Below are 21648 nucleotides of genomic sequence, written 5' to 3'. Positions count from 1 at the left end.
GCAATTAAAATTTTACCAGCAAATTTCCCACCGATAAGCTAAATACATTTAAAATAGAACTCGGCATTAGACCAAAGTAAATAATTAATAATATTAAAGGAGCTATTGAGATTATTTCGTATTTATATAAATCTCTGAAATGCATAATTTCTTTATTGGTAATTTCACCGAGCATTACTTCTTTGTATAATTTCAGCATATAAACCGCCCCGAAGATTATGCCGAGAGCTGCTATAAAGGTTGCTACTACATTTACCTTATAAATCCCAAGCAGGCTTAAAAATTCTCCAATAAATCCACTAGTTCCGGGTAACCCGACAGAGCCGAGCATTGCAATCATAAAAAATGCGGCAAGCACCGGCATTTTACTTGCTACACCACCATATTTAGCTATTTCTTTTGTATGTAATCTTTCGTACAAAGTACCGACTATTAAGAATAGACATGAAGAAATCACACCGTGGCTAAGCATCTGAAATATTGCTCCGCTAACTCCGGCTTTAGTAAAGCTAAAAATACCTATCGTAACATATCCCATATGTGCAATAGATGAATATGCTATCATCTTCTTCATATCTTTTTGAGCAAGCGCAACGAGTGATGCATATATTATAGCAATAATGCTAAGGTAAATTACGTAAATTGCAAATTCTTGTGATACACTCGGACATAGAGGTAGTAATACTCTTAAAAAACCGTAACCGCCGAGTTTTAGCAAAATACCGGCAAGAATAACCGAGCCGCTGGTTGGAGCTTGTACGTGTGCATCTGGTAGCCAAGTATGAAAAGGAATAATAGGGATTTTAACGGCAAAAGCAATAAAGATAGCCCACCATAAAATTTGCTGAGCAAATAATGGAATATTATCGGTAAGCTGAAAGATATAGGTTAAATCAAAGCTATGCATTTTGCTATAAATATAAATTAATGAAAGTAGGAAAAATACAGAACCAAAGAACGTGTATAAGAAGAATTTAAGAGCCGCATATATTCTATTCTTGCCACCCCATACGCCGATAATAATATACATCGGCACTAATATTGCTTCAAAAAACAGATAAAATAATAGTAAATTTACCGAGGTAAATGCCCCTATACAAAAAGATTCCATTAATAAGAAACATACCAAATATTCTTTAATATATTTTTTAACGGTAAATAAGCTTCCAATTATACAAATAAGAGTAAGAAAAGAAGTTAGAACCACAAAAAATATTGATATACCGTCAACGCCTACATGGAATTCAAGCCCGATCTTATCAAGCCAAGCGTAGCGTTCAACGAATTGATAAGCGGGGTTTGAGGAGTCAAACTCTATTAAAATATAGATAGTTGAGATGAATGTTAAAACAGAACTAAGCACTGCAACATACATTACATATATCGGTTTATCTGCTTTTTTACTTTGACTAATAAACAGCAAAATATATAGCACGCTTATTAGTGGCAGAAAAATACTGATAGATATAATAGGTAATTCTAACATTCTTTAAGATTTTATGAGTTTTTTTCCGTCATGGCGAAGCAAATTACGCAGTAATTGACAAAGCAATCTCAGGAATTTGTTATTATTTTATGAGATTGCCACGCTCTTTACGTTCGCTCGCAATGACGGTTTTAGTTTTTAACGCAAATAACATCAGTACATTATGTTTTTCCAAACAAAATAACTAATTGTTACAACAATAAATGATACTATATACAAAGCATAATTAAAAACATATCCTGTTTGTATTTTGCCGGTAAGAACGCTAAAGCAATTAACGACTCGTGAAAAACCGTTTGGTCCAAAACGATCGATTATTTGCTGATCGCCAAGATAAAATAAAGAAGCTAAACAGTTAATAGGTTTCACAATTAAGCAATTATATATTTCATCGAAGTAATATTTATTGCGTAATATGTTGGAAATTAATACAAGGGGTGTCATCCCGCGGCTTGACCGTAGGATCCAGGCGTTTTTAATATTTTTACTGGATTCCCGCTTTTGCGGGAATGACATAACAGTACTTGACTTATATAAGTAAATCCCAGTAACAATTCCCACTATACCGACTGCCATAGGTAGTAGCTTAATATATAAAGGCGGGTGGCTAATTAGTAATTTATAAATATGTAAATTAAATAGGCTTGCATGGAAATAACCGTTTGGTTTGTCCATAGCAAGTAAATAATAGCCGATCATACCACTAAAAAAGCTTCCGGCGACAAGTAATATAAGTGGATTATTCATTACTTTAGCCGGTTCGTGAGCATGCTCAAAAACATCTTTTTCTAGCTTAGTTTTGCCATGAAATACCAACATAATAATCTTCATTGAATAAATAGCGGTAAGTATTGCTGCTGCTATTCCAAAAATAAACATAAACGAGCCGCTACTATAAGCCGCTTCTAAAATCGAGTCTTTAGAGTAAAATCCTGCCAAAGGATAAATCCCTATTAGTGCAAGTGAGCCGATTAAGAAGTTGCCATAAGTTACCGGCATTTTATTTCTTAAATCACCCATTTTAAAAATATCCTGCTCGTGAACGGCATGTATTACGCTGCCGGCTGATAAGAATAATAAGGCCTTAAAAAAGGCATGAGTTACTAAGTGAAATATTCCGCTATTATAGGCAGATACTCCGCACGCCATGAACATATAACCAAGCTGACTGCAAGTTGAGTAAGCAATAATCTTCTTGATATCGCTGTGCATAATAGCAATGCTTGCAGCAAAAAGACAAGTAACACCGCCGATAATCGTAATAAATTGTAGAATTAAAGGGCTATATTCAAATAAATACGAGCAGCGTGCTACTAAGAATACTCCTGCCGTTACCATGGTTGCTGCATGAATAAGTGCAGATACCGGAGTCGGTCCTTCCATCGCATCAGGAAGCCATACATGTAAACCGATCTGTGCAGATTTACCCATACAACCGATGAATAATAATAAACAAATAATGTCTAGAATAGAAAAATGTACAAATATTTTTATATTAGATAATAATTCTGCAGATGACAATACATCTTTGTAATTTGCTGAGCCACAATAAACAATAATCGTCATTACGCCTAAGATAAAAGCAAAATCGCTGGCTCTATTTATTATAAAAGCTTTAATCGCTGCTTTATTGGCTGATTCTTTTGAATACCAAAAACCTATTAGTAAATATGAGCAAACGCCGACGCCCTCCCAACCGAAAAATAACTGTAAGAAATTATCGCTAGATACTAGTATTAACATAAAAAAAGTGAATAAAGAAAGAAAAGACAAGAAGCGTATAATCCCCTTATCTTTGGCCATATAGCCAAGCGAGTAGATATGCACGATGCTTGACACCCATGTTACGGCTATAAACATTATGCTAGTTAGCTGATCGATATAAATCGACCAATTTACTTTAAAATTTCCAACCTCAATCCATGGTAATAATTTAATATGGATTATATTCCCGTCTAAGCCTGCATCGCAAAATATTATTAATGAGAATAAGGCAGATAAAGATAAAAAGCCGGTTGCAATTACTTGCGCTAATTTTTTGTCTATTACCCTTACGAATAACCCGTTTATTATGCTAGATGCAAGCGGTAACATGATGATCATTATGCAAATATTTTGATACATCATTATCCCCACATCTGATTAATGTCAGTAATTTCAATGGAGCCTTTATTACGGAAATATATTAGTAATATTGCAAGTCCGATTGAGGTTTCGGCAGCTGCTACGGTTAAGAGTATAATACTAAAAATTTGTCCCGATAATTCTTGCATATATACGGAAAATGCAACAAAATTTATGTTAACTGCAAGCAGCATTAACTCAATAGACATTAATATATTGATAATATTTTTGCGATGCATAAATAATCCAAACATTCCGATAGTAAAAACTAAGCTGCTTAAGATTAAATAATGATTAAGCGAAATATATTCATTCATATTTAATATTCTCAACACCTTTATTTAGAATAGGCTTTGTCATTAATACGGTATTTTCTTTATTGTGACGTAGTTGTTTTGATATATCTTGACGTTTTACTCCCTCACGCTTCTTTAGTGTTAACGTAATACATGCAATCATAGCGACAAATAATATAAGGCCCGCCATTTGAAACGGTAGCATAAAGTCTGTGTAGAGTACGCCTCCTATTGCTTTAGTATTTGAGATATTATTTGTTATGGTAAACGATACATTGGAGTTGAAATTAATATTTTTAGTACCAAGTAAAATAATTATTACTAAATCGGCAAACATAATCAAAGCTATAAAAATACTTAAAGCTAGATTTGCTTTTAGCTGCGTTATTTTCTTATTAAAATGCATATCTAGCATCATTATCACAAATAAGAATAATACTGCTACAGCTCCAACATAAATTACTATCAGCATCATAGCTAAAAATTCTGCTCCAAGCAAAATCATAAGCCCTGCACCGTTGATAAATGCAAAAATTAACCATAATACCGAATATACGGAATTTTTGCTTAAGACAACGCATACGCTACTGATAGTTATTAATGTTGCAAATAAATAAAAAAATATAGGCATGGTGTTTATATAGGTTGTGTCTTATCTCTATTTTATCCTCGTAAAACTCGTTTCACAACATTAGGTTCTTTCTCAATAATCTTAAGAAGTAATTTTGCAGCTCCGGTAGGTAATCTTCTGCCTTGTTCCCAGTTTCTTAAAGTTGCAACACTCACTCCAAATGTTGTAGCAAATTGTTGTTGTGTTAATTTTAACTTATCTCTTGCTTCATGCACGTCTATATTAGATAATTTTATATCATGTTTATTTGCTTTTAATTTTCCTTTAGTGTATAAAACAGCCTCTTGCATTCCAATTAATATACTTTTGTCGGTTTGAGTAGTATTTTTATTATTTATTTTTGCCTGGTCCGACATATAATTTTCCAATTCTTCAGTTAGTTTTTTTAATTCATTACAACTATTATGATTAATATTTTCCATCTTACTTTTTATAAAACCGGTTATTAAAAATACCGGCATATTTTCATTGTAGTAAAAATAAATTATTCTTATACTGCCACTTTTATCTTTATTATTACTACTTAAAGTAAATCGTAACTTTCTTCTTATACCTCCAGTGCCTTTTATTATATCACCTTGGTCAGGATTAGCAGCAATGTAATGTATTATTTCAAAGCATTCTTTTTCATTTAAATTATTCTTAGCGAATTTTTGAAACTCTGGAAGCTCAACAACTAAAATCAGTTTTTTACTCATAATAATTATACGCCATTGGCGTAGGAGAATCAATAAATAATTTTTGTTTAGTATATGGATACCGTGGCAAGACCACGGTATGACAGAGTGCAAATTAGCTACACCAACAAAGCATTAGAAGAAAATTTCTTGATCATCGGAATAAATAAGCTTTCTAGTTCTTTGCGTATTTCTTCCTTGTTTTCTACTTTTTGACCTTCTTTACTTAAAGTTAGCTCGCCTTTTTCTACATGACCAAGGACAGCCTCAATGATTGCTTTTTTATCATGTTTACCATCCATATATCTAAGTGCAAACTTCTCAAAGAAATTAACGCCGATCGGTTCATGTTGTAAATTTGTAACCCACATAGAAGGTGTATGGGTTGCTTGATGTATCACCATTTTTGTTGTTTTAGGCTTATCAAGCTCAGGGTTATTTCGATGCTTCTGATTTGTAATACTAATATAACCTTGTAGTACTAGCTTCATTGCATTATTTAAAAGCTCAGCTTTGATTTCGTTTAATTTAGTATTATGTAGCTTTTTATTAGCTTCAGTGGTTATTTTCTCAAAGCTTAACGGATTATTTAGATTTTCGCTGAAAGTGTATAAAATAGCTTTCATATAAGGCGAACTAGTTGTTAAGTTAGAGTCTTGATTGCCGTTTAAGAAGAATTTTAAATTTTCGGAAGCATTATTAAGATCTACTTCTTTGAGTGGTTTTTCAGGCACTATATTAAAGATTATATTAAATTTCGTTATATCATCATTGTTAATATTTCTATTAATTTTCACATCACTATGACATAGTAAAGTGGTTCTAAAACGACGATTCGTAATGAAATCCATATATTGTTCGGTTCTAACTATATCGTTTACCGCTTTTAACTGCTCTACTACTTTCGGCGGCATATTACCGAGATACATAGTCGAAAGATTACAATCGGCTAAATATTGTAAATTGTGCTTTCTTGCTTCATTCATAAATTCATGGAAGTAGAATTGAGCATTTTCTTCTTCTAGATGATCATGACGTAAATAATGATCGGTTTGTTTAGCAAGTAGCCCTGCTTCGGTTTTTAATGTTTCTGCATAAGGAGTTTTAGAGTTTTCTAAGCTATCCTTAACAAATTCTAGTAACAATCTAGATTGAGCTATTCTATCCCGTACATTTGCAAATGAGCTAGAATGATACATCATCATATCTCTAATAGTACGGACCATATTCCAGCCAGGGAGGGTATTATAGCTAATATATGCTATTCCGTTTGGACTAAGATTTTTATTACAAACTTCAAAAATTTTATCTCTAACGGTTTTTGGTACCCAAGAAATTACGCCATGGCAAATTATATAATCAAACTTACCGAAAGAATCGTTAATATCAGTTATCGAACAATGATGGAACTCTATATTTTTTAATCCTAGTGCTTTAACATTTTTATTTGCTTCGTCAATTTGTACCTTAGACAAATCAATCCCAACAAAATAAGCTTTTGGATAAAGAACTGCATGTGGTATTAAATTACCGCCTGCTGCACAACCAAGCTCTAATATTTTTGCATTCTCGACTTCAGGAGCATTTACACCGAAAAGAGTTGCAAGTGTACTTAAGTGATAAGGATTTGTAAGAGCATATGGGTAGCTTTCATACGGTATTTCATCATAAGTGTTATGATCTGAAACCGCACCGTTAACAACGGATTGTGCGGAATGTGTTTTTTTTGCCATCTTATCATGACCGTTAGGGGTAGAAGAAGAGTTAGTAGCTTTTGGAGACATATTTTTCCCTTATATAGTTGAATTATTCGTGTCATCCCGTGGGATGATGACATTGTAGCTTTCATATAAATATTTCACAGAATTATTAAAATGGCAATCTATAAGTAAATCCTATGCCAAATTCTCCAACGGTTATAGTTTTTTTGATAGGATTTGTTGGCACGAATTGCCCCGTTTTCATATCAAGCGTATCATAATTAATTCTTACTCTATATGCCGTTTGTAATTTTGCAGTTGCATCAATACTTAAATTTGAAGTTACATCTTGTGCAATTCCAAGACCTGCTTGCCAAGCAACACAATTTTTATGAGTTTTTCTTACTTTAAAATAATCGCTATTTATAACACTCCACCTAGAAGAGGTAGGCTTAACTTTTACTTGTGCTATTCCACCTCCAAGTATTACAAAAGGTGTGAAAGTTTTTATTTTTTCTAAATCATAAATAAGATTTAGCATATATAGATTTGATAATACGGTAGTATTACCTGGGGTTTTAGGAATAGTGAGACCATTACTTAAATTTTGCTGAGGTAATACGTAATGCAGACTATATTTAGGTTGATAAGTTGTTGAGAATTCAATAGCTATCTGTGGATATATTATATATCCTATTTTTCCACTATACATACTTGATTTTTTTAAAATTATTTCGGTATTCGAGTGTTTATGTCGGAATTTACTAACGACCGGTTCAATTATTCCGCCTTCTACTCCTATATAGAATCCTGTTTCTTTTGCGAAAGCAATGTTATTAAAAATGATGATAGTAATAAAAAATAATTTTAGTAATTTAGTCATTATAATTGCTTAAAAAATAAAAAAATATTATATACCCCCTTCATTAATGGTCAATCATATTTTTCCTAATTATGGAAGCAATTATACCAAATAGTAATAAAGTAATAGTTACAGTGAACGCAACATATTCCGGAATCGCTATATAATGATGAATAAATATTTTAAAGCTGATAAATATTAAAATTAAAGCCAAAGAATATTTTATATAACTGAAACGTTCTACAATTTCTGCTAAACAAAAGAATAACGCTCTAAGCCCTAAAATAGCAAAAATATTTGAAGTATAAATTATATAAACATCATTAGTAATTGCGAATATTGCCGGTATACTATCTATAGCAAAGACTAAATCTATTGCTTCTATCAGTACTAGAGATATAAAAAGGGGGGTGCAATATAGTTTGTTATTACGTTTAACAACAAATTTATCCCCTTCAAGGTTAGGGGTAATATTTAGATTTTTTATTATTGACTTGTAAATATAAGAATTCTGTATATCAAAAGTTTTATGTGATACATAGAAAGTTTTTATACCTGTAGCAATAAGTATTACGGCAAAAATATATAATAACCAGGCAAATTTATTTATAAGAATAATACCGCCGTAAATCATTACAGCTCTGAATATTATTACGCCTATTATACCGAAAAATAAAACACGATGTTGATATTGCCGGGGAATTTTAAAAAATTGGAAAATAATAGAGATAACAAAAATATTATCAAGTGACATAGCTTTCTCAATGAGAAAGCAAGTATAATATTCACGAGCATGATCTGCCCCCGTATTATAGTAAACATAGATACCGAATAAACAAGCTATTACAAGATAGAAAAGACTAAAAAGTACGCTTTCTTTAAAGCTCATTATGGTATTTTTTTTGTGTATTATTCCCAAATCGAGAATCAGTAAAGCAGCGATTACCGTATAAAAAATAATCCAACTCATTTATTTATCTCTTCATTTTATATTGCATGTGGAAATATAGTCCTCCCTCAAACATAACTCTTAGCTGGAATCTTATAGTATTTTCTCCTTGTTTTAAATAACGCTTTATATCAATCGGTAAATTTTTAGCTTGTAATGCTTGACCTTGGTCATTTCCATTGTTACAGTACCTTTTCTCATCTAGAGAATCAATGTTAGTAGGGCAGCTAAGTAACTTTGTGCCGTTGACATATATTAATGTGCAATCATCATACCATAAATCTTTTACTTCAAAATACTCAATATCGTCCATTATTGCATCTAAAGTTACTTTGAATTCTACAGTATGCAATATTGTATTGTCCGGTTTATTTGTTGCAGTTATAAGTGCTCCATCCTTTGGAAATGCCATAATGCTCCCATGTGGTACCGGTTTTTTGTTGAAGATATAGTCACCTATTTGAGTTACCGGATTATAAGGGGTCTCAAGTAATTGGTCTGATGGAAAGTCGTTATAACCAACTTTTATGGGGAATCCTTTAAATTTTCTACAGCCGACATTGTGGCCTAAAGGTTCAAACTCGACAACCTTTTTATCAAAATATGATAAACAATGGCGTTCTAAAGGTTTATTAGGATCAATAGGTATCCAATTCGTCGGGCATTTTCCTTTTGCAAGTTCTCCTATATCGCTTTCAGGCCATTCTGCATTACCGTGATTGTTACCGGAAGGAGCTTTCTCTGTGCTAGGAATTTTAGCACAAGTAGGTACTAATATAGGAGCACAAAGATTTAGCTCTTGCCAAGTTTTATCTCTTACATCCTCAGTCTCAGCGTTATATGTCGGCTCAGGAGGAGTATTGTTATCTCCTTTTGTATATGTCACTGTATAATATTTTGAAGGATCTACCGGTACTAATATTGGTCCTATGTTAGGTTTCGGCTCGATTCTATCTGTATAATCCCTACTTAAAACACATATTGGAGTATTAGCCTTATCGTTATTGGTATAGCATTTACTCGGAATCTTATTTATATTGCAAGTATAAATTGTAATACCTCTTCCTGGACCTGACACTGTTTCTTCTAGAGTACAGCGCGTTAGATCTATATCTTTTTTACATAAGCCAAGATTTGGATATTTAACGTTATATTTATTTTTAAAATCTTTGCAATTTATAGTATCGTTGTTGTTGAGTTTAGCAAGTACACAATTTGTTGAGTCATGATTGTAACCGGGCATAGGTGATCCATCAGGTAAAGTAGGACGCAGCATAGGGTTACAATGTTGGAAATTTTTCGGCATCAAGCAGGCATGCGTTCCACCTTGGATATATTTACCATTTATATATTCTAAATATTTTAAATATACCGCACTTGAGTCAGGATTTCCATTACTATCATAAGGTGCTTTATCGTCTTTATATTTACCGTGAATAGTCAACTGATTTAGAGTATTCTCTCCTGAAAACGGCATAGCAATATATTTATCTTCCTTTGGATCTTTAGGTATAAACGCAACGGAAGAACTATACTTATAACCGGCAAGCATTACTATGCTTTCTGTGTCAGTGGGGTTGGGAGGTGGAGGTCCGGCGTATGCTAACGGCGTTACAAGAGTGCTTGTTTCATCTATGATATTGTCGCCTTCTCTTACTTGTACTGACGCAATGAATTGCGGTTTATAATAAGCATCGTTGGGATTGCTATTATTAGTACAGGTAATTCCGGCATATTGCTTTGCACATTCATAAGCAGCTAAGCTGTAAGAATGATTTACTCGCGGTACACAATCTATTAAATTACCGGACTCAAATAAGCAAATATTATTAGGATTTTGCTTATCGTCTTCGGTATTACTAATAGAGACATAAAGCTTTCTATCTTTACCGTTGTTGTCTTTTAAGATGACATCTGTCTTTATAGGCATTAAGCTAGTTGTATCTTGCTTTTGTACCTCAGGAAATTTTACGCTTACATCCTTAAATTCACCGATATTAACTCCCCACACTTTTTGACAGGTAGTTGAATTAGAACTTGGACAGTCCGGTATATCGCTTATGTAGTAATCGCTGGGTGTTTCTACATTTCCAATTTTCTGCGAATATACTATTCTAAATCCCTCATTACAACCGTTAGCCGTAACACTACATGGCGTAGAAATTTCTGTATTAATACATGGAGTGTTGCCTGAAGTATTCTTACACGATTTAATTAAATCTTTAAAAGCCGTATTAGTATGAGTAATTTTTGCTGAAGAAAAATCTATATTACGTGGTTCTACACAAGTTTTGAGGTCAGAGCGAGAACTCGTGCAAAGCGGAACAAGATTGCTAAAGCTAACACGTATGGTATTATTAACAATATTGTTTTTAACATTAATATTAGATGGCACTACACAAGCCGGATTAGTAGAAGATTGGTCAAACTGGCCGCTTGCATCTTTTATGCTACATACATTATGAGCACTCGCACTAGTGCTAATATAATCTAAATTTGGACAATATGGTGGTGGAAAAGGCCCTAAAGGTAATTGTACACAACCAAAAGAATAGCTATCTACAGCACCGTTTAATGACCCAAGTGCTTCAATAATTTTTATTATTAAAGCAGGAAAAAAATTAAAAATCTTTCCTATCGCATTAAGTATTGATTGAAGTACTTTTATAAATTCTGAATTTTGATCTATCATACCAAGAAGTTGCCCTAATAAACTTGGTAAATTTACTCCTTTTATCGTTTCAACTAAAAATTTTAATACTTTTGCAATAGGGCTAAGTTCGTTAGTGTGATGAAGAGGTTGACGATTAGGATTCCAGTCCATCGGATCAAGATGTACACCAGAATCTGAAACAAGGTTAACAAGTCCAGGATCGCTATAAGCACAAAGTTTAGGAGGTTTTAAAGTAATTATTTTTCCGTCTATACCGATTATCTTATTATCAGTTTCTGTATAACCGACTTTATTGAGATGTACTCCATCGGTATAACCTGGATCTGCAGGGGAAGGTGGGGCATTTATCCCGGGAGGTGGAGGCATATCCGGTACGGCAACTCTAGCACAGACTCTAGTTAGAGGTATACCGTAACCTGTAGGCCATAATACACATTCTCCATCCCAATTTAAAGTAGAGTTTTGGTGCCAACAAGCTATGGCATTACAGCTTTGAATTCTAATACGAATTTTTGGAGTAAAGTAACTACTATCAGGAGCTTCTTCTGCACATCTATTGAGTAAAAAACCGATAAATGTACCTGGGTAATCAAATTTTAATAAACAAGTATCATTATTACGACCGTCGCTTTTATTCCAAGGAGGACATAATGTGCCTGGTTTAAAAGGTCCTCTTGGCTTTGCATTGATGCCTCCATCCTTATTCCAAATTTCCGTTCTCTCACTTTGACCGCAATTACATGGATCGCTAAGACAAGTGACTATATCATCCCAAATAGATGCATATACATTAAATGAGAAAAATGAAAATAAGAAAAATAGTAAATATTTTTTTAACACTTTGAGTATTCTTTATGCTCGTTGTTTTTATAGTTCATAATAAATTATTGTCATCCCACGAGCTTGTAGCGGAATCCAATCCTTTTTAATTTTTTTTGGATCCCATAATAAATCACGGGATGACAGAGTGAAATATTAGTCCGTATTTAACTCATTATATAGGTAATTAACCCAATTATCTGGAGGACCTTGGTGTTGTTCAAGTATTTTTTTATAAATATCCATTTCCTCCTGTCTGCTTGATAAAATACGGACAACTCCTATTAAAGCGGCAATACTTAATTCAGAAGCTATCGATTCATTATCCTTACTAATTAAGAACATTCTTGCAGAAAGTATTAGCTGTGATAATTTTCGTATTTCCGGTTTGCTTAAACCTAAAATTTTATCTAAATCTTCTATTTTAACGTCAGATGGTAGAATAATTTTAGTATTAATTAAATCAAGCCAAGGTTTTATAGTATATTTTGGATATGACTTAAGATAAATAAAATTGAAATTACTGACGAAAATACCGTTATTTTGAGACAAATTATTATAGATTAAATTTATATTATCATAATAAATCTCAGGTCTGTAAAGTTTATCAAAATTATCGGCAGCAAATATTTTAGGTTTTGTGCCAACTAGACTTAAATGATAAGTAAAAGCATAAATTACTGCTGCACTAATACTTTGGTGTTTCTTTAAATTATTATTAAATTGTTCTAAAAATTTTCTCTCCGTCGGGTAAAATTGTTTAGAAAACGGCTCATCAGAAAGTTTATATAAATTAAACCCTATAACTTTCCCTTCTTCAATGTTAAGAGACGATCCGTCAAATAATCCGGAATATAATTGTTCTTCGGTAAAAACTTTAAGTTTATCAAGTATTTGTATTCCTCCTTCCTCCTTAAAATCTTCTAATTTTAAAATATCGGAAAAAATACGTTTTTCTTTTTCAATTGATAAAATTTTATTTTTTAATTTCTCTAGAAAGGATATCTCTATTTCGCTAAGAGGTGAAATATAATGACCACTGATTAATTTTAAAAATTCTAAAATGAATGCTTGTGATTTTTCTGTATCATCTACTAAAAATGGATTGATAATTTGTTTGTCCGGTTCTAACCATTTGCCTTCTATTGCCTCGATAAAAATTTTAGAATCATTATTATTAGAGATATAAATTATTGTTGGATCGTATTTAGTCGCTTCTGATATTAAAAAGTTCAATAATACGGTTTTGCCGGTTTTCCCCGTACCAAAGATGCAAGTATTGCCTTTATTCGTTTTATCATGAAAATTCATGAAATATGGAGTACCTTTCTCGGTTCGCAGTAAAGTTATAGCCTTACCCCAAGGATTATATTGATTACCGAGTGTAGTATTATGAAGAGCGGTAAGAGAAGCAATATGCTCTACGGATAATGGCGACATTCTACGTATAAAGGCAAAGTTAGCAGGTAATTGCGACCAAAATATTTGCTCAATATTAATATCTTCTTTTACATGAATAATACCAAGTTTAAAAAGTTCGGTTGATGCTTTAGCTACGGCTGCATCTAGTTTATTTTCATCTTCTTCTATAACGGCAATTGAAATTTGCTGATTACAAAATTGAAAATCTAAATTAGCTGCATCAAGCTTATTAATCCCTTTGTGATTAAGTAAAGTTGAGTCGTTAGTAATTTTTAGAATATAATCTTGACCATGCAATTTGGATATTACTTGTTTTTTGCTAACAAAGTAAAATATTTCAGTTATTATTAATTCAATCGGTAACTGTAAAAATTTATCCAGTGTATTAGAAGGAGTTTCATGATATTCTTTTATAGATAGTAAAGAAACGAATTTATTATTTTTCTCATGATCCGTAACTACCATTTTATCGCTGCTAATTGTATAAATACTTCTACCTATTGCATCGGATAAATCTATTATAGGTATCAAACAATCATTATTATTAAGGTTAGCTATGCGATTATATAAAAATAAAGGATTAGAAAAAACATTATCATTTTCAAATATTATACCGAGTTTTTCAGCACTGAATTCGTTTAAATCATTTAAAATATTATTAGTGATATTGTCTAATTTTTGAAAAGCTGAATCTAAGTAGTTATTTTCAAAATCAGTAATTAATTTATGAGATAAAGAATTTATTAAAGAGTTAAAATTTGTGATGTTAACTTTAGTAGAATCATGTACTATAGATATATATAAAGTATTAACGAATTTATTATTCCAATGGTTTTTTCTTTGCCATAAGGTATGAATATTTGCCGGTAATAATTTTTTGTAAGGAGTTGAATCGTCTAAGTTTTGTTTTTCTCGTATTGTATGTAGCCAAAAAGCAAAATCATAATCGGTTATATTCTTTGTTATAGAAACTCTAACCATTTCACGTAAATTTTGTATGTTATCGCTTATTTTCTCTGAGGTAATGCCGTGTATTTTAATAATTTGTAGTAATTTACCGTCTTTGGTAAGTAAAGTATTTTCATTATAATGACATGCTATAGGTATAAAATTAGGAGCCTTATAATTATATAGATCTTTATCAAATTTTCGTAAACCACTAAACACAAATAACCTGAATTTAAATTATCGTTTTGTATACTCGTTCAACTTGAAAAATTGGCTACGTCGTCTTTGTACGTCCTTGGATGCTCACGTATTAAGTATACGCTCCGCCCCTCGGCTTACAGACTCCTTGCTCTTTTCCAAGTTGAACTTCGTATAATAACTCTTCATTTCACAGGAGTATATACTAATGAACTTTGCCTGCATGGATGCTAGAGGCGTCATTGCGAGCAGCCGTAGGTCTCTACTCGATGTCATTCCCGCGAAAGCGGGAATGACATAAGAGCCATGCAACAAAGCCAATTTAACAACAACTAGAAACTTTATATTTTATATTTAATAAACAATTATTCACTATAGGCAATGATTTTTTGTAATCCTCCCATGTAATTTATCAAGACATCCGGTATAGTTATTGATCCATCTTCATTCTGATAATTTTCAAGTATTGCAACCATAGTTCTTCCGATAGGTAATCCTGAAGCATTTAAAGTATGAACTAAGGTAGTTTCGTTACTGCCGAATTCTTTATATCTTGCTTTCATTCTACGTGCTTGAAAATCTCCACAATTAGAACAGCTAGCAATTTCGCGATATTGCTTTTGTCCCGGAAGCCATATTTCTATATCATAGGTTTTTTTTGCCGCAAATCCCATATCTCCGGTGCAAAGTAACATAACACGATAAGGAAGATTCAGTTTTTGTAAAATAGTCTCTGATGCATTAGTTATATATTCATGCTCATTTGTTGATTCTTCAGGGGTAGTAATAGATACTAGCTCAACTTTACCGAACTGATGTAATCTAATCATACCTCTTGTATCTTTACCGCTACTACCTGCTTCTGATCTAAAGCACGGGGTGTAAGCAACATAACGTATCGGTAATTTTTCTCTTGGTATAATAGTATCGGCGACCATATTTACTAAAGATACTTCTGCGGTTGGAATTAGTCTGTAACCATTGGTTGTTGCAAAAGACTCTTCGGCAAATTTAGGTAGTTGTCCTGCATTATACATAGCATTATCTCGAACTAATACCGGAGGTGATATCTCAAAGAAATCCCACTCTTTAGTATGAACATCAATCATAAAATTAATTAAAGCACGTTCTAGCTTTGCTAAATCACCTTTTAACGTTACAAATCTAGTTCCAGAAATTTTAGCAGTTTGTTCAAAATCCATTAAATTTAATTTTATACCTAGTTCAAAATGCTGTTTATTCAAAGCATTTGGATTTGTCTCTCCGTAAGTACGAACTAATTTATTCATACTTTCATCCATTCCGTAAGGTACTTCTTCGTCCGGAATATTAGGAAACATATTTAATAGTTCATTTAATTCGTTATTATTATTGAGCTCCTGTTCAAGTGCTTCCAACTTCTCATTTATATGTTTGACATCTCTTTGTAACCCTTCAAATTCTTCGCCGCTTTTAGAGGCCATATTACCTAAAATCTTTGATTTTACCTTACGTGCATGCTGAAATTCTTGAATTAAACTCGTAATTTTTCTTTTCTTTCCGTCGAGCATAGCAATTTTACTAGACATAGGTTCAATAAATCTTTGGCTAAGCTTTTCATCGAACAATTCTTTATTTTCTCTAATCCATTTGATATTTAACATTTAGTGTCCTCAGTTTTTCTATAAAATTACATATCATTATTGAAGTTTCATATAATAAAAGTAGCGGTATTGCAAGAGCAAATTGGCTTAAAATGTCAGGAGGCGTTAATATTCCTGCAATAATAAAGTTAATTACCACGGCAATGCATCTTTTTTGCTTAAGTGTTTGTACCTTAACTATTTTTAGTATATTTAATATCATTATCACAACTGGCAGTTGAAAGGCGACTCCAAAAGCAATAATTAAATGAATAACTAAATTTAGATACTCGCTAATTCTTGCTTCCAAAACTATCGGTACGATCATATCACGTTTTTCAAAACTAAGAAAAAAATTCCAAGCTTTCGGCATTACAAAGTAAAAAACAAAAATACTACCGCACCAAAATAAAATAGGCGACATAAAAAGAATAAAAGCGATAATTTTTTTTTCATGGCGGTGTAACCCGGGACTGATAAATAAATAACACTCCAAAGCAATTATAGGTATAATAATAGTAAAAGCAGTAAAAGCTGCAAGTTTAATATAGGTAAAAAATGCTTCTGTAAGCCCTGTATAAATTATATTTCGTACCGTATCACCGCTTAGCTTAGCAAGCGGTTTTAATAAAACACTATAAATAGTGTCGCTAAAGTAATAGCAAATAGCAAATATAATTATAAAAGCAGTAAATATTCTAAGAAGCCTTATTTTTAATTCTAATAAATGTTCTTGAAAACTATATAGTTTCATAAAAATTCTGACTCTTCATTGCGCAGAAATATATATATCAATATTATAAACTTTTTTTAATAATTGTCATATCTTTTTAGAAATATTCACAAAGCCTAGTTTCTTTCTATATATTTTATAAAATATCGGGATAAATAACATGCTAAACAGAGTATTACCTAAAAAGAATACAGGCCAAGTAAGATATTTTGCACAAATACCGCCAAGGCTAGCTAGAATAATACGGCTAAGCGAGCTAAAAGATGCAATAATAGAATACTGTGTGGCAACAAATTCACTATTGCAAAGGCTAGCAAAATAGATAGAGATAATAGTTCCTGCAAAGCCTGCACAAAAATTTTGTACTGTAACAGTTATTATAAATGTCTTTATATCATAGCCGATAGTAGCAAGAATCATAAACATAAGAGGTGACAATAATTGAATAACTCCACCAATTAAGACACTATGCAATATACCCATTTTTGCAGCTAAAACGCCGCTTAAAGCTCCTCCGATGATCATGATTAGTAACCCGTAAGCTTTGTAAATAACGGCAATTTCATGAGTAGTAAAACTTAAATCGAGCAATAAAGGCGAACTCATAGCCATAGGTATAGAATCCGCAGCCTTATATAAAAAGATAAACAATATAATTAGCAGTAAATATTGCTGTTCATTTTTTAAGGAGATAATACTTTTTTTAATAACTTCAAAATATTGTTGTAATCCTATTAAATGAGTAGTTGTATGGTGTATTTCTTTTGATTGTGGTTCTTTGATACATAAAATTACTATAGGTCCAATTAGAGTAATGAATAGAGCCGATTTATATACTGTATTCCAGCCGAAAATAATTGATGAATATAAAGTACCGACGCTGCCAAGTAACATACCTAAACGAAACCCTATGCTACTAAAGGTAAAAGCCATTGAAAGCTCTTCTTTAGATGTAGGTCTCTCAATTCTATATGCATCAAGTACAATATCTTGTGTAGAACTGCAGGATGAAATAATAAATAAGATAATTGCAGTAATATATAAGTTATTACAAGGGCTTATGTTTAAGAACCCCGTCATCGCTAGGATTAAAAATATTTGTGATACCAATGCCCAGCCACGCCTGTGACCGAATTTAGAACATAAAAAAGGTATAGAGTATTTATCTATAAAAGGTGACCATATGACCTTTAAGCAATACGGAAAGGCAGCTAGTGATATCGAACCTATTATATCAGTGGTGTATTTTGCTTCGGATAATTGATATGGAACTGTAAAAAAAATTAAATTGAACGTCAGACCGGAAATTAAGCCTAAAAGTAAAATACCGATTAAATATGTATGGTTATTTGTGTCATTCTTGCATGAATTGATCTTCAACGTCATTGTGAGGAAAAACTGTAAGTTGCGACGAAGCAATCCAGTAAAAAATTCTGATTTACAGAATATTCTATTATTATTTCTGGATTGCCACCACGCTTCTTGCAGTTGTGGCTTTGTTGCATGGCTTGCTTCCACTTCTGTCATCCCGCAAGTTTGTAGCAGGACCCAAATACTAATATTGTTAGTATTTTTAGTTGTTTTCTGGATACCGTGGTCAAGCCATGGTATAACACCGAATACGTTTTTTGAGCCATGCAACAACGCTTTCAGTCGCTTGCAATGACGATTAGGTACACACGCAATAATGCCTCGCAGGAATGACATAAAGGAATGATTAAAAATTTTGTACATGAAATCTAATAGCTTTAAATAGTTACTTAATATTTCATTTTTAGGGAGTAAGGAGCGACTTTGGAAAATATTTTACCGACTACCGGTATTTTAGTTACAATAGTGCTGATTAAGAAAAAGGAAGGAATAACATTTCCTTTAACCATAATTAATTGCTGCTTGGTATCAATATTACCTGTTATAGTAAAATCAAAGAACGGTCCATGTGCTTCCGTATCAAAAATTGTAATTATATTTCCTCTATAATTAAATTTACCGCTCATATCTTCAAATAAAATATGTTTATTATTAGTTATTGAACTAAGAAAACCCGGCAACGAAACAAAGGAAACAAGCCGTGTTAAAAAAGGAGTATCGACTACCGTAAAATGTTTTATAGAAAATTTGCCGTCTAATATTGGCACTATTTCACCTTTTTGTACTTCATATCTTTTTGTATTTAAGTTGATGTTAATTTGACCGTTTTGCATAGTGGTATACATTCCAAGTCCCTTAAGCAATGCTCCGGCATTATCGGATTCAATGAACCATTGTTCAAAAGTTTCCTTAGCAGTAAGCGACATCTTAACTTTTTTATTATCAATATTAGCATTTAGAAAGCCGGAGAAACACCGTACTTTATCACATTTAATTGCTAAATCAAGATTACCTAGAATTATATTATTCTTTAAAAGTATTTTTGATATATTAGTTTTTAAATTAATATTACGTGTAGAATCTCCCGCTTTTTCTAAAAACTGCATCATATTAGCATTTGATAAATCTAATCTGTTTCCATAAAGTGTCGTATTAAGATTATGGTTATCTATGATTATGTTTCCTTTTAAATCCGTATGATTATGTTTAACAGAGGCTAGATTAATATTATAAATATTTTTCTTAATTAAGGCATTACCGTTAATTTTTAGATTATCCTGCCCTGAAAGGTTAAATACAATATTTCTATCGAAATTTTTATCATTTAATTTAGTATATAAATATAAATTGGCTTTTTTATATAATTTTTTATGAATAGATACTTTATCTATATAAAATTCTAAATTATTAAGATTAGAATTAACGGTAATAAAACTCTCATTAGTATGCTGTTTTTTATACTCAAAATTTAAAACGGTGCTGCCTGAAATTAATTTAAATACTCCAAATCTTTGATTATTTGCCGTAATATTGCTTTTTATTTTAAGTAAACACTCATTATTTTTATCCGATATATCATGATCATAAGTAAAGCTGCTTGCATAATTATTAATGTTACCTTTACCGCTAATATTTAGTTTATTATCTTTAAAACTACCTTTGGCTTCACCGTTTTGTAATAGGATATTATTGTCTAAGGTGTTAAAAGAGATATTTGTTAATGTCGACAAAACATTATAGCTATTAGGGATATTGGGGCTAATAGGAATTATTAGCTCTATTATTGAATTTGCCGTTCCTTTGATTTTTTTAAGATCAATATTTTGAGCTTTAATATTTTGATATGCATCATTTGGAACAAAGGCAATTAAGTCATTAATTTCACCTTTAGCAGTAGCATTAAAAACAAATTGTGATTTATCCAGTCCTTCCCATTTGAAAGTCATAATACCGTCTGAAATGACACTTTTACCGCTATATGCTTCATTAATTAGAAATTTTATTTCCGGTCCTGAAATGATTATATTAGTATCAACTTTAGTCAAAGGTGGTAAATCTGTATGATATTTATATTCAAAATTCGAGATATGTAAATTTGCTTTTAAATTATCTTCTACTAAAATATTTTTTTTTAAAAATTTTTTATCTAATTTAATATTTAATTCTCCGTTTTGGATGTAACCTTGTTTTATATGTTCTCGTAAATATGAGATTATAGGATTATCCGGAATGATTTTTTCGACTGTTTGATAAATTATTAAAGGCATATTTGCGGCAGCTGCACTTGCATCGATATTTTTATCGGTTATTATACCGCTTAGTGATAAAAAAGCTTTGTTTCCAAAGGTGAGTTTGCAATTAACAGTCTTTGGATTATATTTAGAATAGGTGGTTTTATATGAGCATAAAGCATTTCCTAGAGGTAAGTCTGCTCCTTGCTCATCAGTTAGGATATCACTTTTTATTGAAGTTAGTCGTATGTTGGTTAGGGAATTTTTTTTAATTATATTTAACGAATAATCACCGGTCGTTGAAGTATTTATAATCTCTTCATCGTTATTTGAAATTACGTAAATTTTATCGATATTAAAATTAGCCTCTATTAGCGCATTAGAGAAGAAATTTTTGAAATTAAAGAAAAGATTAAAATCGTTAACTTCTCCTCTAGCATTATCTATAAGACTTAAGGAAATTTTATCTATGGATAACCGGTTTTCTTTAAATTCTAAATTATGTAGTACAGCCTTTATATCATTTTTACTTAAATAAAATTCAATTATTTTTTTCAAAGGTTCATTTAAGTGTCCTTTATTTGCACTATAAACAGTTAGAGTTATAGCCAAAGATAATGAAATCAGAATTATAAAAATACTAATAAAGGTTTTTTTAATAAAATTCATTTGAGTTTGTAAATCTATTGAAATATGATAAAAGCTTTATATACTCGGATAGAACTGCAAAAATTGGCTACGTCATCCTACAAGTACTCCGGTACTCACGTATTAAGTATACGCTCTGTTCCTCGTCTTGTGGACTCCTTGTACTTTTTGAAATTGAGCTTCGTCTATACTACTCTTCATTTATTTGAGGTATACACTTGGAATATAACGTATAATTTAAAAATTTAATATAAAAA

The 21648-nt window shown here is 31.7% G+C and carries 15 protein-coding genes; all 15 read right to left on the bottom strand.

Annotation, left to right across the window (positions count from 1 at the left end; all coding sequences use genetic code 11):
* Positions 1-4: 4 nt before the first annotated feature.
* The 15 genes from RAF_RS06215 to RAF_RS06145 all read right to left on the bottom strand — a co-directional run bounded on the left by RAF_RS06215 (position 5) and on the right by RAF_RS06145 (position 21412).
* On the bottom strand, positions 5-1486 hold the full coding sequence (locus RAF_RS06215; protein ID WP_012720041.1) for an NADH-quinone oxidoreductase subunit M: 1482 nt from the start codon (positions 1484-1486) through the stop codon (positions 5-7).
* Between the two features lie 153 nt (positions 1487-1639).
* Positions 1640-3613 carry an NADH-quinone oxidoreductase subunit L gene (gene nuoL / locus RAF_RS06210; RefSeq protein WP_041471959.1) on the bottom strand — a complete coding sequence of 658 codons (1974 nt, stop codon included), beginning with the start codon at positions 3611-3613 and terminating at the stop codon, positions 1640-1642.
* Entirely contained in the window at positions 3613-3927 is a 315-nt protein-coding gene (gene nuoK / locus RAF_RS06205) for an NADH-quinone oxidoreductase subunit NuoK (RefSeq protein ID WP_041471958.1), read from the bottom strand. Before nuoK ends, nuoL begins: the two co-directional genes overlap by 1 nt.
* A complete protein-coding gene (locus tag RAF_RS06200) occupies positions 3920-4537 on the bottom strand; it encodes an NADH-quinone oxidoreductase subunit J (protein ID WP_012720038.1) in 618 nt (205 codons plus the stop codon). Before RAF_RS06200 ends, nuoK begins: the two co-directional genes overlap by 8 nt.
* A 32-nt stretch (positions 4538-4569) precedes the next feature.
* A complete protein-coding gene (locus tag RAF_RS10160) occupies positions 4570-5235 on the bottom strand; it encodes a helix-turn-helix domain-containing protein (protein ID WP_083762130.1) in 666 nt (221 codons plus the stop codon).
* 98 nt (positions 5236-5333) lie between these two features.
* On the bottom strand, positions 5334-6998 hold the full coding sequence (locus tag RAF_RS06185) for a methyltransferase regulatory domain-containing protein (protein ID WP_012720036.1): 1665 nt from the start codon (positions 6996-6998) through the stop codon (positions 5334-5336).
* 85 nt (positions 6999-7083) lie between these two features.
* The gene (locus RAF_RS06180) at positions 7084-7797 is read right to left on the bottom strand and encodes an outer membrane protein (protein WP_012720035.1); all 714 of its coding nucleotides are present in this window, start codon (positions 7795-7797) and stop codon (positions 7084-7086) included.
* Between the two features lie 43 nt (positions 7798-7840).
* On the bottom strand, positions 7841-8746 hold the full coding sequence (locus tag RAF_RS06175; RefSeq protein ID WP_012720034.1) for a TerC/Alx family metal homeostasis membrane protein: 906 nt from the start codon (positions 8744-8746) through the stop codon (positions 7841-7843).
* A gap of 4 nt (positions 8747-8750) precedes the next feature.
* On the bottom strand, positions 8751-12239 hold the full coding sequence (locus tag RAF_RS06170; RefSeq protein WP_012720033.1) for a hypothetical protein: 3489 nt from the start codon (positions 12237-12239) through the stop codon (positions 8751-8753).
* 135 nt (positions 12240-12374) lie between these two features.
* Positions 12375-14807: a VirB4 family type IV secretion/conjugal transfer ATPase gene (locus RAF_RS06165; RefSeq protein WP_012720032.1), complete on the bottom strand. Its 2433-nt coding sequence runs from the start codon at positions 14805-14807 to the stop codon at positions 12375-12377.
* Between the two features lie 84 nt (positions 14808-14891).
* Entirely contained in the window at positions 14892-15107 is a 216-nt protein-coding gene (locus RAF_RS10665; RefSeq protein WP_083762129.1) for a palindromic element RPE5 domain-containing protein, read from the bottom strand.
* A 44-nt stretch (positions 15108-15151) separates the two neighbouring features.
* Positions 15152-16429: a serine--tRNA ligase gene (serS, locus tag RAF_RS06160; RefSeq protein ID WP_012720031.1), complete on the bottom strand. Its 1278-nt coding sequence runs from the start codon at positions 16427-16429 to the stop codon at positions 15152-15154.
* Positions 16407-17162 (bottom strand): twin-arginine translocase subunit TatC, encoded by a 756-nt coding sequence (gene tatC, locus RAF_RS06155; protein WP_012720030.1) that lies wholly within the window; start codon positions 17160-17162, stop codon positions 16407-16409. The genes serS and tatC overlap by 23 nt, the downstream gene beginning before the upstream one ends.
* A gap of 66 nt (positions 17163-17228) precedes the next feature.
* Positions 17229-18875 carry an MFS transporter gene (locus RAF_RS06150; RefSeq protein ID WP_012720029.1) on the bottom strand — a complete coding sequence of 549 codons (1647 nt, stop codon included), beginning with the start codon at positions 18873-18875 and terminating at the stop codon, positions 17229-17231.
* A 26-nt stretch (positions 18876-18901) separates the two neighbouring features.
* Positions 18902-21412, bottom strand: a complete 2511-nt coding sequence (locus RAF_RS06145; RefSeq protein ID WP_012720028.1) for a DUF3971 domain-containing protein — start codon at positions 21410-21412, stop codon at positions 18902-18904.
* Positions 21413-21648 lie beyond the last annotated feature (236 nt).

The sequence above is a fragment of the Rickettsia africae ESF-5 genome (genome assembly GCF_000023005.1).
GTDB classification, from domain to species: domain Bacteria; phylum Pseudomonadota; class Alphaproteobacteria; order Rickettsiales; family Rickettsiaceae; genus Rickettsia; species Rickettsia rickettsii.
The sequence above is the reverse complement of the archived record's forward strand: the minus strand, read 5'-3'. Positions and strand labels throughout refer to the sequence as shown.